This is a genomic window from Vibrio sp. 10N.222.49.C12, from assembly GCF_041475025.1.
GTDB lineage: Bacteria > Pseudomonadota > Gammaproteobacteria > Enterobacterales > Vibrionaceae > Vibrio > Vibrio crassostreae_C.
This window is the reverse complement of the sequence record NZ_JBFRVF010000055.1, coordinates 1-15,001: the sequence shown is the minus strand read 5'-3', so window position 1 is coordinate 15,001 and position 15,001 is coordinate 1. Positions and strand designations below refer to the sequence as shown.

Annotated in this window: 15 protein-coding genes; 8 read left to right on the top strand and 7 right to left on the bottom strand. The window is 44.1% G+C overall.

The genetic code is table 11. From position 1 onward, the window contains the following. Positions 1 to 93: 93 nt before the first annotated feature. Positions 94 to 1,287, bottom strand: coding sequence for a benzoate/H(+) symporter BenE family transporter (locus AB4583_RS16085; protein WP_372118287.1), 1,194 nt, complete (start codon positions 1,285 to 1,287; stop codon positions 94 to 96). A gap of 97 nt (positions 1,288 to 1,384) precedes the next feature. Here AB4583_RS16085 and AB4583_RS16080 point away from each other — a divergent pair, with 97 nt between their 5' ends. After that, positions 1,385 to 1,951, top strand: coding sequence for a helix-turn-helix domain-containing protein (locus AB4583_RS16080; RefSeq protein WP_102428006.1), 567 nt, complete (start codon positions 1,385 to 1,387; stop codon positions 1,949 to 1,951). A 96-nt stretch (positions 1,952 to 2,047) separates the two neighbouring features. On the opposite strand, the gene AB4583_RS16075 is transcribed toward AB4583_RS16080, so the two are convergent. Further along, on the bottom strand, positions 2,048 to 3,097 hold the full coding sequence (locus AB4583_RS16075) for a cysteine synthase A (RefSeq protein WP_102320367.1): 1,050 nt from the start codon (positions 3,095 to 3,097) through the stop codon (positions 2,048 to 2,050). A gap of 217 nt (positions 3,098 to 3,314) precedes the next feature. On the opposite strand from AB4583_RS16075, the gene AB4583_RS16070 reads away from it, so the two are divergent. Further along, complete coding sequence (locus AB4583_RS16070; protein ID WP_372118283.1) at positions 3,315 to 3,482, top strand: acetyltransferase; 168 nt, start codon at positions 3,315 to 3,317, stop codon at positions 3,480 to 3,482. Between the two features lie 326 nt (positions 3,483 to 3,808). Here AB4583_RS16070 and AB4583_RS16065 read toward each other — a convergent pair whose 3' ends face one another. Then, the gene (locus AB4583_RS16065) at positions 3,809 to 4,600 is read right to left on the bottom strand and encodes an MBL fold metallo-hydrolase (protein ID WP_017068423.1); all 792 of its coding nucleotides are present in this window, start codon (positions 4,598 to 4,600) and stop codon (positions 3,809 to 3,811) included. Between the two features lie 114 nt (positions 4,601 to 4,714). Here AB4583_RS16065 and AB4583_RS16060 point away from each other — a divergent pair, with 114 nt between their 5' ends. Further along, positions 4,715 to 5,680, top strand: coding sequence for a GlxA family transcriptional regulator (locus AB4583_RS16060; protein ID WP_372118280.1), 966 nt, complete (start codon positions 4,715 to 4,717; stop codon positions 5,678 to 5,680). Between the two features lie 496 nt (positions 5,681 to 6,176). On the opposite strand, the gene AB4583_RS16055 is transcribed toward AB4583_RS16060, so the two are convergent. From AB4583_RS16055 to AB4583_RS16045, 3 genes are all read right to left on the bottom strand, one after another. Then, on the bottom strand, positions 6,177 to 7,118 hold the full coding sequence (locus tag AB4583_RS16055; RefSeq protein ID WP_017062694.1) for a zinc-binding dehydrogenase: 942 nt from the start codon (positions 7,116 to 7,118) through the stop codon (positions 6,177 to 6,179). Positions 7,119 to 7,184: 66 nt separating this feature from the next. Continuing rightward, positions 7,185 to 8,273: an alkene reductase gene (locus AB4583_RS16050; RefSeq protein ID WP_017062693.1), complete on the bottom strand. Its 1,089-nt coding sequence runs from the start codon at positions 8,271 to 8,273 to the stop codon at positions 7,185 to 7,187. Between the two features lie 10 nt (positions 8,274 to 8,283). Continuing rightward, the gene (locus AB4583_RS16045; RefSeq protein ID WP_372118277.1) at positions 8,284 to 9,381 is read right to left on the bottom strand and encodes an alkene reductase; all 1,098 of its coding nucleotides are present in this window, start codon (positions 9,379 to 9,381) and stop codon (positions 8,284 to 8,286) included. 239 nt (positions 9,382 to 9,620) lie between these two features. Between AB4583_RS16045 and AB4583_RS16040 the strand changes: the two genes are divergently transcribed. The 3 genes from AB4583_RS16040 to AB4583_RS16030 all read left to right on the top strand — a co-directional run bounded on the left by AB4583_RS16040 (position 9,621) and on the right by AB4583_RS16030 (position 11,578). Next, positions 9,621 to 10,316: an IclR family transcriptional regulator gene (locus AB4583_RS16040; RefSeq protein WP_372118274.1), complete on the top strand. Its 696-nt coding sequence runs from the start codon at positions 9,621 to 9,623 to the stop codon at positions 10,314 to 10,316. Positions 10,317 to 10,422: 106 nt separating this feature from the next. After that, on the top strand, positions 10,423 to 10,815 hold the full coding sequence (locus AB4583_RS16035; protein WP_017068420.1) for a heme-binding protein: 393 nt from the start codon (positions 10,423 to 10,425) through the stop codon (positions 10,813 to 10,815). A 10-nt stretch (positions 10,816 to 10,825) separates the two neighbouring features. Beyond that, a complete protein-coding gene (locus AB4583_RS16030; RefSeq protein WP_017068419.1) occupies positions 10,826 to 11,578 on the top strand; it encodes an SDR family NAD(P)-dependent oxidoreductase in 753 nt (250 codons plus the stop codon). Between the two features lie 44 nt (positions 11,579 to 11,622). Here AB4583_RS16030 and AB4583_RS16025 read toward each other — a convergent pair whose 3' ends face one another. Beyond that, positions 11,623 to 12,504 carry a LysR substrate-binding domain-containing protein gene (locus AB4583_RS16025; RefSeq protein WP_017068418.1) on the bottom strand — a complete coding sequence of 294 codons (882 nt, stop codon included), beginning with the start codon at positions 12,502 to 12,504 and terminating at the stop codon, positions 11,623 to 11,625. Positions 12,505 to 12,696: 192 nt separating this feature from the next. Here AB4583_RS16025 and AB4583_RS16020 point away from each other — a divergent pair, with 192 nt between their 5' ends. Together AB4583_RS16020 and AB4583_RS16015 are read left to right on the top strand one after the other, a co-directional pair. Next, complete coding sequence (locus AB4583_RS16020; RefSeq protein ID WP_372051019.1) at positions 12,697 to 13,863, top strand: MFS transporter; 1,167 nt, start codon at positions 12,697 to 12,699, stop codon at positions 13,861 to 13,863. Positions 13,864 to 13,994: 131 nt separating this feature from the next. Then, on the top strand, positions 13,995 to 14,687 hold the full coding sequence (locus tag AB4583_RS16015) for an SDR family oxidoreductase (RefSeq protein ID WP_017068416.1): 693 nt from the start codon (positions 13,995 to 13,997) through the stop codon (positions 14,685 to 14,687). The last annotated feature ends 314 nt before the right edge of the window (positions 14,688 to 15,001 follow it).

Here is a 15,001-nt window from a genome sequence, read left to right as displayed (position 1 = left end):
GCCCAGTCACGAGTATGACTGGGCTTGCTACTCAAACAACTTGCTGGTGTTTCTAATTCACAGCGAACCTGATCCTAATCTTGGGTCGTTTGATTACGACGAAGTTTGCGAAGTCTTGTTTGCTCCACGCGACTTAGCTTTGTAATTGTGTAACCAGCAACAAAACAACCCGATGCACAAACCCCAAAATGCACTGCCGATTCCCAGTAAATTAGTACCAGAAGCAGTGAATAAGAAAGTAAGCAGCGCAGGCTCTCGATAGTGGGTGTCTGCCATCGAAACAGCTAAACAATTCATCAAGGTCGGCATCACCGCTAAGCCAGCAACCGCAATGACAATCTCGGAGGGCACAGCGCTAAACAGCGACACAAATGACATACCCATCACGCCAGCTAACAAGTAAAACCCGCCCATACAGATCCCCGCCATGTAACGTGTCTTTGGATTACTATCCGCATTCGGGCCCATACAAATAGCGCCCGTAATCGCTGCAAGGTTATACGCAAAACCGCCAAATGGTGCGAAGATCAAACCTGTCACCCCAGTGGTAGTAATGATCTTCGATGAATCGACTTGGTATCCGTTCGCTTTTAGAACCGCAAATCCCGGTAAATTCTGTGAAGCCATCGTCACGATAAACAGTGGGATACCGACACTGAACAACGAAAAGAACTCAAAATCGGGCGTAATGAACACCGGGGTCGTTAATCCCATAGTTACCTGACTAACATCGAGTTTGCCAAAACCCACACACATGACCAGTGCGATGATGAAAATGCTTGGGATCAGTAAATTTCCTAACCGCGCTTTCGCCAGAATAAATACAGCAAGCATGACCGCTACGACTTGTGCCTCTTCCATTAGCGACGTGAACAAACCCAAACCGAATTGCAATAGAATCCCCGCGAGCATCGCAGAGGCAATCGATGTTGGGATCTGTTTTAGGACTTTCTCAAATATCCCCGCTAATCCAACTAACGTGATCAACATCGAACTGAACAAAAACACGGCCACAGCCTGATTCATTGTCAGCCCTTCAAGCGATGTGATTAACAACGCCGCTCCAGGCGTCGACCACGCTGTAACCACAGGCTTCTTGTAATGAAACGAAAGCAGTATTGTGGTTACGCCCATGCCAATTCCCAACGCCCAAAACCATGACGCCACTTGTTCTTCGGTTGCTCCAGCACTCATTGCCGCTTGGAAAATAATCGCCGCAGCGCTCGCATAACCAATGAAAACAGCGATAAAGCCGGTACTGACGTGAGAAAATTTTAGCTTAGTCATGTTAATCTCTTCCTGCGTGCGTTATAACGTCCATAGAACAAACCTAGCACTGTGCGCTATAACGCACAACTTATTTGTAAAAACTTTTAGAGAAAATATGCAAACAGAAATTAAAGTTGGTGTTAATTTGAAACGCCTTCGCCAACAAAAAGGCTGGAGCTTAGACAAAACAGCGAAAGAAACTGGCGTAAGCAAAGCAATGCTAGGACAAATTGAACGTGGAGAATCCAGCCCGACAGTCGCTAAGCTCTGGCAAATAGCTTCTGGGTTCGAGGTGTCACTTTCAAGCTTTATCACTGCTAGCCCAAACAGTGAACTGACGAGTTTATTCAGAGACGCAAACGAACTAAGACATGAGGAATACAACATTGGCTTTTTCGTCAGTTTGTTGTTTCCTTTTGAGGAAGCACTAGGATTTGAAATATTCGAACTCACCCTAGCACCCGATTACCAGCATGAATCCGCCCCACATAACGCAGGCGTCACTGAGCACATCTTATGCATTTCAGGAGAGATGGCCGTGATGTTTGATGATGAGTGGCATACGTTACGCGCAGGACAAGCCGTTCGCTTCAATGCCAACCAGACCCATGCCTACAAAAATATCGGTGAAGGAAACGCCGTATTTCATAATGTGATTCACTACCCTAATAACAAGCAATAGTGCCGGATTTGGTGCTAACGGATGTTTAGCTCTAACCGGATGTTCAGCGCTAACGAAAGAGCTGGCAGACCACTGGCTGTTACTAACTTAAAGCGACTATACGTTGACGACCATACTGCCATCTTCGGCTTGATAACGAGCCCATAGTTGAGAGAGGTTTTCTTTATTAAGCTGTATCTCTTTTTCTTTCAGAAACGTTTCGTTGTGCAGCTTCGAATACGAGCGCTCAGCAAGGTCACAGCTAAATGTAACGATGGTTTTCCCTTTCCCCATTCTAGCCGCAGCGTATAGCGCACCTGCTACGTTCAACGACGAACTGCTTCCTAGAAGAATACCGTCATGTTCCGCAACAAGGCGGGATATCGTCACCAAATCCTGATCGGGAAGCGTGATTGCACGATTGATTTTTGCCTGCCTGAAATTTTCAACCGTTCGCATGATCCCTATGCCTTCCGTGAACGAACTTCCCGTTGATTGATAGTGTCCATTACGTAGAAACGAATAAATGCCGGACCCATTTGGGTCAACTAACCAAGTTTCGAGATTGGGTTGCTGCTCAGATAGATAGTGTGAGTTTCCGGCAATGGTTCCACCCGTCCCCACCACTGAAACTAGAGCATCAATATTCCCCTGTGTTTGCTGCCAGATCTCAGGTCCAGTATTTAAATAGTGCGCTCGATAATTACTGAGATTTTCAAACTGATCTGCCCACCAATAACTCTCATTTTCGACACCAATCCGCTTAGCCGTGTGGTAAAAATGTTCAGGGTTTGCAAAAGGACAAGGGTCGACCAATAACAGTTCAGCATTATAAAGCGAGATCATGCGCTCTTTCTCTTGTGCCTGCCCTTTTGGCATCACCACCAACATTTTGTAACCAAGGGATTTAGCGACCAGAGCAAGTCCTATTCCCGTATTACCAGCAGTACCTTCAACGATTGTCATTCCCGGCTTAAGCTTACCGGCTTCTATTGCATCCATAACCAACTGAAGTGCCGCTCTATCTTTAATCGAACCACCCGGGTTCTGGTGTTCGCACTTAATAAGAATCTCACAACCTGATATCTCTGAAAGACTGTTGATTCTAACAAGATCGGTATCGCCAATCAGTTCACTGAGATTGTTTGCAATATGGGCAGATGACATCGCGACTCCATTTATTTGTTGAGGATAAGTTTGTTCATCGATTGGGTTGTCGATGATCATAAGCGTAGCTCTGGGGTCTGCTTAGTCAAGAAGTGCCGGAATTGAAAAGACTCTCATTTTCCAAATAGCAATTATAATTAGGGGTGACCGATTAGATTGAGGGCAAAAAAATGTTTCTAAAAGAGAAAAAACCGGTGACCTCGTTGATGTAACTGAAATGACCAAATTAACCAACTTATTTCAAGACAGTATCGAAGATCGGTTTCAAGCAGGCGAAGAACAGCAAGACCCTGAGATGTTTAAAAAGTCCGAACTGATGTTTATGTCAGGGGAAGAGTTACCTCGATGCTGGACAGATCCAAACTACCGCTCAGGGACTAAATAACCTTAGCGCTTCCAGAGCACCCGATGAGTCGCAATTTAAGCTCTGTTCTAAAACTGTTTCACGATCGCCTTGTAGGCTATCCCCCTGTTAAAACATTCAGACGCATCTTTACTAGACACAAAAAGCGAGCCACTTGGGCTCGCTTTTGATTGTCTTTTTCTTGCTTAGACTTCAGTTCAGATTACAGAAGTTCTACCGACTGTTGAGCAATCACGAATTCTTCGTTGGTTGGCAAGCTATTATAATCGCACCTATTAACACGGGTTTGGACAGAAATCATTTAGACTATTTACTTAAATCGGGAGTCACCGGATTAGTTCAGGTATCTAAAACTCCAAGGTCTCACCATCAGCAGGAATAAGGACTTTATCTGACAAACCGTTTTTATCAATTGCTTCTTTAAGAATTGGTCGAGTCACTGCACAGTGATTGAGTGCCTCCATATGGTTCGCAACCACCTTATTAGGGGAAAGGCGAATAAACTCCATGACCTCATCAATAGACATCAATAACGGTTGACCAACGTCCATACGAGCACGACCTGCCGCGACTACTGTGATATCAGGTTTCAACTCAGTCAACGCTCGTTTTACATCATCGGTTAGAACTGTATCACCGCTAATGTAAATAGAAGGCTCATTGGGGAGCTCCAAGAAAAATCCAACACCATTAGCCATTACCTTGTGAATCCATCCATGGCCGTGCAAAGCCGGAACCGCGGTGAGCTTTCCGTCTAGAAAGTCGATAGTTTGCCAGTCTTCAATTCCCCAATTTACCGTTAAGTCATATTTTTCTAAGTAAGCCTTATCTTTGGCTGGTGTCGCAACTGGGATATTACGACTTGTTAAAAACGTCTCACCTGCCGGATCTAGGTGATCTCCATGTTGTAATGCCTTGATACCAAGTGTTTGACTGTGAGTAATTAAGGTATGAGTAACCTTGTTTAGTAGCTCATCGGCATTACTTGGCATCTCAACGGTTGGATTTTTCGCGGCCTTAGCCTTAATGACTGAAAACGGAGGCATAGAGCCTTTTTTCCCCAACATAGGATCAATAAGGATAAATTTTTCGCCAGATTCAATAATAAATGTTGCGCTACGTAGGTGGTGGATCTTCATAATGCCTCTCTAAAATCACTAACAAGCCATGTTCTCTATGAGATTTAGTATGCTTCTTTCTAGTTTCTTGTGATACTGTCTTGAAAGTCAACATTCGCGCAAATCGAGACACTTGTGAACAAATCAACCGAGCTAATTAAAATTACGATGGTAGCCTTTGAAGGCATCAGTGCTTTTCATCTCTCTGTGCCTTGTCTGGTGTTTCAAGATATCTTTTTCGGCCAGCCGGTTCGGTTTGACTTGAGGATCTGTTGCGAAAACAGCTTGCAGTTTGAAACAAGCTCTGGATTTGGTGTGGTGATCGATAGAGATTTGAGCGCTATTAAAGAGGCGGATATTGTGATTGTTCCAAGCTGGCCAAATGACCTGCCAGAGCCAAGTGAGCGACTTATAGAGGCGCTAATAGAGCATCATGGGAAAGGTAAGCTACTAGTAGGACTCTGCCTCGGGTCTTATGTACTTGCATGTGCTGGCGTTCTCGATGGAAAACGTGCCACAAGCCATTGGGCGTTTTCCGAACAATTTCAGCAGCAATTTCCTAAGGTGGATTTTGACCCAAACCCTCTATTTGTTGAACATGAGACTATCATTACCTCTGCTGGAGTAGCTGCTTCACTCGATTGTTGTCTACATATAGTGCGCCGTTTGTGTGGTAGTGAGCTTGCGAATGATCTCGCACGTAAGATGGTGACAGCGCCATTTCGAACTGGTGGACAGCAACAGTACATACCTGCACCGATTAGCGTAAAGCCACTCGCAGAAACAAGCATCAGCCTTGTGATTGAGCATGTCGAACAAAACGTCCATCTGCCTCACTCACTAGATGCAGTCGCTGAGCGCTGTGCGATGAGCAAAAGAACCTTCACACGCCAGTTTAAAGCTACCTATGGCTGTACATTTGGTGAATGGTTGCAAAATAAACGCTTGGTGCTCAGCCAACGCCTACTAGAAACCACTAAGTTATCTGTTCCTCAAGTTGCAGAGAAAGCGGGTTTTGGTTCTGACAGCGTATTCAGAAAGCACTTCAAATCGGCTTTTCATGTATCGCCGATTCAGTGGCGCACTACATTCAAGCAATAGTCTTAATTTCATTGAGGGCGATGGGGCTAGATCGTCGCATCTATTACTTTTTGTATCTGAAACCTTGCAAGTTCAATTCTAGGCGTTTTTGGGGCATCACAAGCCAGCCCTAACATCACTAGTTTGAAGCTACAAAATGATTTGCCGAAATCAATAGAATGAGTTTTGACTATCTCGCTATAAGGCCACTTAGCGATGGTCTATACAACATATGAGCACAAAAAAAGCGAGCACTAAGCTCGCTTTTAACCATCTGTTTTTAAAGTAAATTACAGTAGTTCTACCGACTGTTGAGCAATCACGAATTCTTCGTTGGTTGGATTGCTATTAGTATCGCATCTGCTAGTAAGAGTGTGGTCAAAATTATTTAGACCACAATTTTAAACGACGTTGCAAAGATGAGTCTTACTCAATATCAGCAATTAGAACAACTATCCAAGCAAAGTGTAGGAAGTAAGCGCTATGTGACTCCCAGCAAAAGGATAAATTGCGCAGTCTAACTCAATGTAATCACGGTTTTTCGTTTTGTGGTTTCACTGTGTTTCAACGCATCAAGCATCTGCTCGAATTTAAAAGTGACAGGAATACTAACTTCAACACTCCCATTTTCAATACGCTCAAGCAGCGCTTCACCATTTTGCATTAATGTATGCCAATCATCTTTATCACCAAAATTATGTAACGCTCCAAGGGCTATTTCGTGGTAAGAAATAGTGCGCGTAAATGGAGGGTCAATGGGTTTAGCAATACGATCTTGAATGCAGACAATATGTCCATTCGCTCTTAACAGCGGCACTAAATGGGCGGCATTTTCCCCACTCACCGCATCAAAAATGGCGAAGTATTTCATGTCGATTTGAGATTGCTCCCGATAAACTTGGCGAATACCTAAGCTTTTGGCTCGCTCTTCGCTCAGACTCGCGGAGACAACATCAACGATATAACCCGCTCTGACAAGGATCTGGGATAACAAATTATTCACCGCGCCAAAACCAACGACAAGCACTTCTCTTTGTTGGGTTAATGGAATTTTTTCAAATGCTTGCCACGCAGTTAGCATCGGACAAGGCAGTGCCGCGGCAAGTTCAAAAGATAGGCTCTCAGGTAGTGTCATCACTCGCTCAACGTTCAAAACAGTATATTTAGCGAAGCTACCATGGCGATTTAGTGAACCATGATATGCCACTCGACGGCCAATTAGACTGGGATCAACTTTAGAACCTACTTGTACGACGACGCCTGCACCATCAACACCTGGAACATGGCCATTCGGCCAATTTAAAGGATTGGCTTTAATAAATTTCCAATCCACAGGGTTAATACCAATCGCTTTGTTTTGTACTAAGATTTCGCTGTCATCTAAAGCTGCTCTTTCAGCCTTACCTAAAACAAGACTGTGTTTCTCAGTTTGATATTGCCAAATTCGATAGGGTTCCATATCACTTCCACTCGCTTAATGAAAAGGTAAGGCACCAAAGAGTTATCGTCCTTGGTACCTGGTGTATTAGGCTTGATAAGTTGGATAATCGACGTAGCCTTCGGCTCCGCCCCCATACAAGGTCAACCTAGCATCGGCATCAAACTCGGCCAATGGTAAATCATGAGCAAATCGGGCGACCAAATCAGGGTTCGTTACAAACGGAGTACCAAAGGCAACGAAATCAGCATACTGCTTATCTAGCAACTGTTGGGCAGATTGCTTGGTCAACTTTCCTGCAACCATGATTGGATTAGAGTATATTCGGCGTACTTGCTGGCGAAACTCTTCAGGCACCTCTACATAGCGTGATATGTTTTCTGAAAAATGCACATACGCAAGGTTCATCAGTTGTAGTTTTTCCAGCAATGCTAACGTTAGCGGAACAATTTCAACATCATCCCCAGCAAAACCCTCTCCGATATGAGGAGACAGACGAACCGCAACTCTTTCCCCACCAATTTCGTCGGTAAGTGCTTGCAACGTATCAACCAAAAAGCGCATGCGATTCTCTTGGCTGCCACCATATTGATCACTTCTTTGGTTGCTTTCTAAGCGTAAAAAGGTATCAAACAAGTAACCATGCGCAGCATGAATTTCCACGCCATCAAAACCAGCTTCAATGGCGTTTTTGCCCGCTTGTACAAAATCCGCAATCGTGCTCTTAATGTCTTGCAGCGTCATCTCCCGTGGCGTTTCAGTTTCAATCATCCCAAAGCCACCTTCAGCTAGTGGGCCAAATACTTGATCTGGGATTTTAATCGCTGATGGGGCTAACGGCTTAGTACCTGAAATATCAGAATGACTGCGTCGCCCCACATGCCAAAGTTGAGTAAATATTTTCCCGCCATCTTGATGCACAGCTTGGGTGGTTTTTTTCCAGCCTTCGATGTGCTCTGGGGTATAAATGCCCGGAGTCATCGAATAACCTCGTGCAGCCGCTGAGATCGGGGTGCCCTCTGATACAATGAGTCCAGCACTGGCACGCTGACGGTAGTAGGTTGCCATCATCTCGTTTGGTACATCACCAGGTTGAGACGTGCGTGAACGAGTCATCGGCGCCATCGCGATACGGTTTCTAGTCTCAAGTCCGTGACCTTTAAATACCTTAAACATACTTACCCCCTTAAGCTTTATACGTTGGATAATCAATCAGACCTTTCTCACCACCACCAAACAAGGTGTTTGGATCATGCTCTGCCAATGGGTAGCCGTGAAGTAGACGTTCAGGAAGATCGGGATTCGCCACAAAAGGTCGACCAAAGCCGATCATATCAGCCAGTCCGTCATCAATAGCTTGCTTTGCTTTTTCCGCATTATAACGACCTGCGTAGATCAGCACGCCTTGAAAAGCATTGCGCATTGCACGTTTGAATGAGACGGGTGTATCTGGTGCATCATCCCAATCGACTTCAGCAATATGTAGGTACACGATATGATGTTTATTGAGTAACGCTGCGGCAGCGGTATAAGTCTCAATAGGGTTAGCATCAACAGTACCATTGAGGGTTGTTAAAGGTGCCAAGCGCACACCAACGCGATCAGCGCCAATGGCATCGACCATTGCAGTAACAGCTTCATCAAGAAAACGAAGACGGTTTTCAAGACATCCACCGTACTCATCAGTGCGATCATTCGCCTCTGAATCAATAAATTGGTTAATTAAATAACCATTAGCGGCATGCAGTTCAATGCCATCAAAGCCTGCCTCAATGGCATTCAATGCGGCTTGACGGTAATCTTCGATCACTTGCTGAATATCGGCTTTTGTCATCGCTCTAGGCTGAACGACGTCAACAAAACCAGGTTCATCACTGCCATTATCAACGAATACTTTGACGTTTTCCGCTTTTAATGCGGAGGAAGAAATCGGTTGCTTACCACCGATGTTATCTGGGTGAGTGACTCTTCCCACATGCCAAAGCTGCGCGAAAATAGCGCCTTGTTTGGCATGCACAGCGTCTGTCACTTTACGCCAACCAGCAATCTGCTCAGGTGTGTAAATACCTGGGGTCCATGCATAGCCTTTTGCCGTCGCTGAAATTTGCGTACCTTCAGACACAATCAATCCTGCACTGGCACGCTGAGCGTAATAGGTTGCCATCATGTCATTTGCGACATCACCAGGCTGGCTGGCTCTTGAACGCGTCATCGGTGGCATGACAATGCGGTTTTTGAGTGTGAGTCCACCCAATGTGAATGGTTTAAATAGTGATAGTGACATAGTTGAGCCCTCTTCATTTGATAGGGGCATACTAGCAAATGAGTCACCAATCATTTATAGCAATAAAGGCAAATAATATTTGTTATAAATGCAACAATTGTTCGATGAAGAAGAAATTATTTTATATCGCACTCCCTATAAAGCATGGTCCAGTGTCTTGTGTTATGGGACATTAACGAATATTTTTATCTAAAACGGGTTATAGGCACATTCACTTATCATTGTTGCTAAGGAGAAATATGAATATTAAGGGTAAAAACATTCAGTCGTTAGAGCGCGGTTTCTTGATTTTAGAAACACTCTCTTTCGCAGAATCGCCACTGTCTCTGCAAGATATTACCCAATCAGTCAAATTAGCGAAAACAACTGTACATGGACTGCTCGCAACTTTAGTTAAACTAGGGTATGTAGAACGCACCAAACAAACATACCAACTCGGGTTAAGGCTGAGAGAGTTATCTAAGCCATTAGAGCAGCGAGACGAATTTATTCGTCGCCATTTTTACTCACTTCTAAAGAAAATGGCGCAGCTTTCCAATAACACAGCTTATCTCGCAATCCAAAGTGGGGCTGATGAGTACCTTTATATCGATGCAATAGAAAAAGATAATCCCTTGACGATACGCAGCCCAAGAGGACGCCGAGAAAGTTTAATTGAGTCTGCCATTGGTAAAATATTTGTTTCTTTTAACCCTCAACTGAAAAGAGTACTAAGAATTCAAGGTGTGTTAACACCATCGTTAGAGATGGAAATTGAGCAGATCTCCCAACAAGGATTTTCATTGGATTTAGAACAAGCAGAGCCTGGGCTGCACTGTTTGGCTATTCCTCTTTATATGAACGGTGATCTTGTCGCTGTTGCGGGTTTAAGTGGTGCTGCTGATGAACTCACTGAGGCAAAATTGCGTCATTTCGCTCAAGTATTTCTGAAGTAATTCGACATTATCGAATCTTATTTACTTTTCCCACGGTTCGCATGCCTCCTAGAATTTATCTAATTAAACTGATCCCGTCATTCACGATCATCATTAGGAGACACCTGTGATTTCTCTCAACTTAGCAAAACAGATCACCGCGATAGCTATACAACAAGCGAAACAACAAGAGTTTAACGTTTGTGTCAGTGTCGTTGATCAGGCTGGATTATTAGTCTATTTTGAACGCATGGATAATGCATTACTCGGCGCGATTGATGTGGCGATAAAAAAGGCCAGAACAGCGGCGCTTTTCCAAACCAATAGTGCTGAGCTTGGTGCGAACGCACAACCTGGAGGTGCGATTTATACACTTGAAGCTACGAATGGAGGACTTATTTCCTTTGGTGGTGGTGTGATCCTTCGTAACGAGCAAGGTAATGTCATTGGGGCTATCGGAGTTGCAGGAGCGACCGTTGAAGCCGATGAAGCCATTGCACAACTTGCAGTTCGTCAATAAGGAGATCCAGATGAAAACTGTAGTGATTACTGGCGCAGCTTCTGGCATGGGGTTAGCGGCTAGTAAGTTGTTTCTAGAAAAGCATTGGCGCGTTCTGATGATAGACACCAACGAGGAGCATGGGCAACAGCAATGTTTGAAACTTCAACGCCAAGGTTTTACTGAGGTGTATTTTCAACGGTGTGATATCACTCAAGCTGCACAGGTCTCACAGGTAGCCAAGTTTGTAATTGACAACTTTGGACGAGTTGACAGTGTGATCAACAATGCTGGAGTTTGGCGTGGTGGTGAACTACATCAAACAACAGAGACAGATTGGGACTTATTGTTTAATGTTGATGTGAAATCGATATTTTTGATGAGTAAGTACTTTGTGCCATACATGATTGCACAAGGTGGAGGGACTATTGTAAATACTGCTTCAGTATCAGGGCTGAATGGGGATCACCAGATGGCAGCCTACAATGCAGCAAAAGGAGCAGTTGTTAATTTAGTCCGAGCGATGGCACTCGATTATGGAAAATATAACATTAGAATAAACAATGTATGTCCAGCCGCTTGCGCTACTCCAATGTTTCTTGCCAACTCCAAAAAAGTGATTGACACGTTTAATCAGGCCAACCCTCTAGGCAGAATCTGCACGCCAGAGGAAGTCGCTGAAGCAATGTACTTCTTGGCCTCTGATGCATCAAGCTCATGCAATGGGATCAACCTACCTATTTCTGGTGGCTTAGAGCTGCATACTGGTCAACCGATACAATAAAATCGACAAAAAGCGAGGTCGGCAATGGCCTCGCTTGGAACTATTTACAGATCCAGTTTCGGCTTAATAAAATCAATAAAAGCGGAGATCCGCTTGGCCACAGAAGAAGTCTTATAATACACAGCGTTGACTTGTTCTCTTCGTGGATGACTGATTTTTTCGCTCTCCAACAGCGAGATTAAACGTCCTTCGGCAATATCTTTATTCACCATAAACCCTGATAGACATGCAATGCCATTTCCTGCCAACACAATTTGTCGAATGGTTTCGCCATTACTTGATGACATCAAAGCGTCTAGTTGGGTAAACCCTTTTAAAGGCCAGTCATTCAAAATTTTGGGGGCGACAAATCCAATGAGATTATGCTGAGCAAGATCGCTGCTTTTAGTGGGGAGCCCGCGTTTTGAGATATATTCTGGTGAAGCCACAATATACAAGGGGCTTCGACCCAGCGACCGAGCATGTAGCGTAGAATCGCTCAACGTACCAATCCGAATTGCTAAATCGGTTTTCTTTTCTAGTAAATCCACAATGCCTTCATTGGAGGTTATTTCTAGCTCAATATCGGGATAGGCTTGATTAAATGACTGCACCAATGGCACCAGTTGATGAAACACAAACGGACTAGCCGCGTCGACACGTAAACGGCCTTTGGGCAATTCCCCACGGGAAATAATATCTTCTTCCGCCTGCTGTAATTGCATTAATCCCACCCGCACAGAGTCAATGAACTGGCGTCCTTCATCGGTTAATTCAATACGTCTAGTGGTTCGGTTTAGAATAGTGACCCCAAGTTGACTCTCCACTTTACTGACCGCTCTGGATACTCGCGCGACTTGGATATCTAGGCTCTCTGCTGCCGCTGAAAAACCTCCGGTATCGACTACAGCTAGTAAAATGGCTAAATCATCAGATTTTGTTCGCATGCTATTTCCCTCAACTTTATCCAATCGCTCATCAGCTTTATTGCATTTATAACAAATATCATTTGTAAAAACCTCTGTTTTTCACAAAACATCTTTAATGCAAAATGCCCCCCATCAATTAACAACGCGACGGCATAGCGACCAATACATCGGCTATTGCTGGTCATTTTCAAACAACAGAGAGTAAATATTATGCCTTTAGCACTTCTTGCATTGACGCTCAGCGCCTTTGCTATTGGAACAACGGAGTTTGTGATCGTGGGGCTACTCCCGACCATGGCCTCCGACCTAAATATATCACTGCCTTCAGCAGGCTTGCTGGTTAGCCTTTATGCACTTGGTGTTGCCATTGGCGCCCCGGTTTTAACGGCTTTAACAGGAAAGTGGAATCGTAAACACGTATTGATTACCGTCATGTCACTGTTTGTTGTCGGTAACTTAGTTGCATGGCAAGCACCTGGTTACAACACCCTTGTCGTTGCTCGCATTTTAACTGGTTTAGCCCATGGTGTGTTTTTCTCTATTGGCTCTACGATTGCCACAGGACTTGTACCCAAAGAAAAAGCCGCCAGCGCGATTGCGATTATGTTCACCGGATTGACCGTGGCATTAGTCACAGGCGTGCCGCTTGGGACATACATAGGTCAAACCTTTGGCTGGCAATCAACCTTCTTAGTTGTTGCGCTATTAGGTTTAATCGCATTAATTGGTAGTGCTTTCTTAGTACCAAATAACTTAAAACAACCTGCTGCAGCTAAGCTTTCATCGCAGCTTAAGGTATTAACTCAACCTAGATTATTACTGGTTTATGCGATTACTGCACTGGGTTATGGCGGCACTTTTACAGCATTCACTTTCCTTGCTCCTATTTTGCAGCAAGAAACTGGCTTTAGTGCGAATGCAATTAGTTTAATTATGTTGGTTTATGGAGTCTCAGTTGCGATTGGTAATATTTGGGGCGGAAAAATGGCCGATAAAATGGGCCCAATAAAAGCCCTTAGCATTATTTTTACTGGTCTTGCAGCTGTGCTTATCGTGTTCAATTTTACCGCCGTTAACCCTATTGCCGCGGTAGCCACGATTTTAGTTTGGGGGGCATTTGCATTCGGTAATGTTCCAGGTTTACAAGTATATGTAGTGAAACTTGCTGAAAAATATACACCAGATGCAGTGGATGTTGCTTCCGGTTTAAACATTGCCGCCTTTAACGTTGGTATTGCACTTGGTTCATGGGGCGGAGGGATGGTTGTCGCTGAAGCAGGCTTAATGCATACACCTTGGGTAGGTGCAGTAGTTGTACTGATAGCGCTTGCTTTGACCCGCTTTAGTGGCCGCCTTGATAAGCGTGCAGAAAGTTAATGGTAAAAATGTATTAATGAAATAAACACGACTCTTACCCTTAGAGCTGGTCAATGCAGCAGCATTGGCCAGCTTTTCGCAACTTATATTGATTGGTATTAGACAAGATTGAAACTGATAAGAGGCACTCAATGAAAACCGTTTTTATTACTGGAGCTAATCGTGGCTTAGGATTAGAGCTTGCAAAGCAATATGCACAGCGACATTACAAGGTCATCGCTTGCTGTCGCGATATTGATTCAGCGCATGAGTTAACCCTGTTAGCACAACAGTATTCAACCATTCGCCCTTATGCTCTAGATGTTAGTCATGAAACAGATATTCTCGCTTTAACTGAGGTGTTTAAAGAGCAACCTATTGATGTACTTATTCATAATGCTGGGGTGAGTGGTGAAGGATGTGACAACTTAGGCAATATGGATCAGCAAAGATGGCTAGAGGTGTTAAAGGTCAATACCATCGCACCCATGTTAATCACGCAGGCCTTGCTCAATAATATTCTAGCCGGCCAAGATAAAACCATAATCGGGATGACCTCAATACTGGCCAGTATTGATGATAACCGCTCAGGGGGACGATACAGCTATCGAGCATCAAAAGCGGCCCTCAACCAAATAATTAAATCTCTAGCCTGTGAATTATCCGAAGCGGGAGTGAAGACCATGGCAATTCATCCAGGTTGGGTAAAAACCGATATGGGTGGAAAGGAAGGCAAGGTAACAGTAAAAGAGAGTGTTACAGGCATGCTTAATGTTATCGACAATTTAAAACTTAAGCATTCAGGTTCATTTTTTGTCTACGATGGCACTCAATTGCCATGGTAAGCCTAGTAGTTACGTCTCATACAAACTCTAAGGGTAGGATATGCTTTTAACCTTTATAGTTTTAATCCTTTCTATTGTCGCTTTGCTCGGGTGGTATTTACACAAAGTCTCCCGTGACATTTCCCAAATTGACTGGGATTGGGATGACGATGAGATCCTATAAATTGATATTGCCTGCATCTATGGCTGGTCACATTACATATCCTAAGGAACGACTGCGATCTTACTCTGGAATGAGTAAATACTTTAACGTGAAATGGGGCAAGCAATGATCGCGCTTAGAAAAGTCTGGGCTGTGATCACCAAGCGATTCT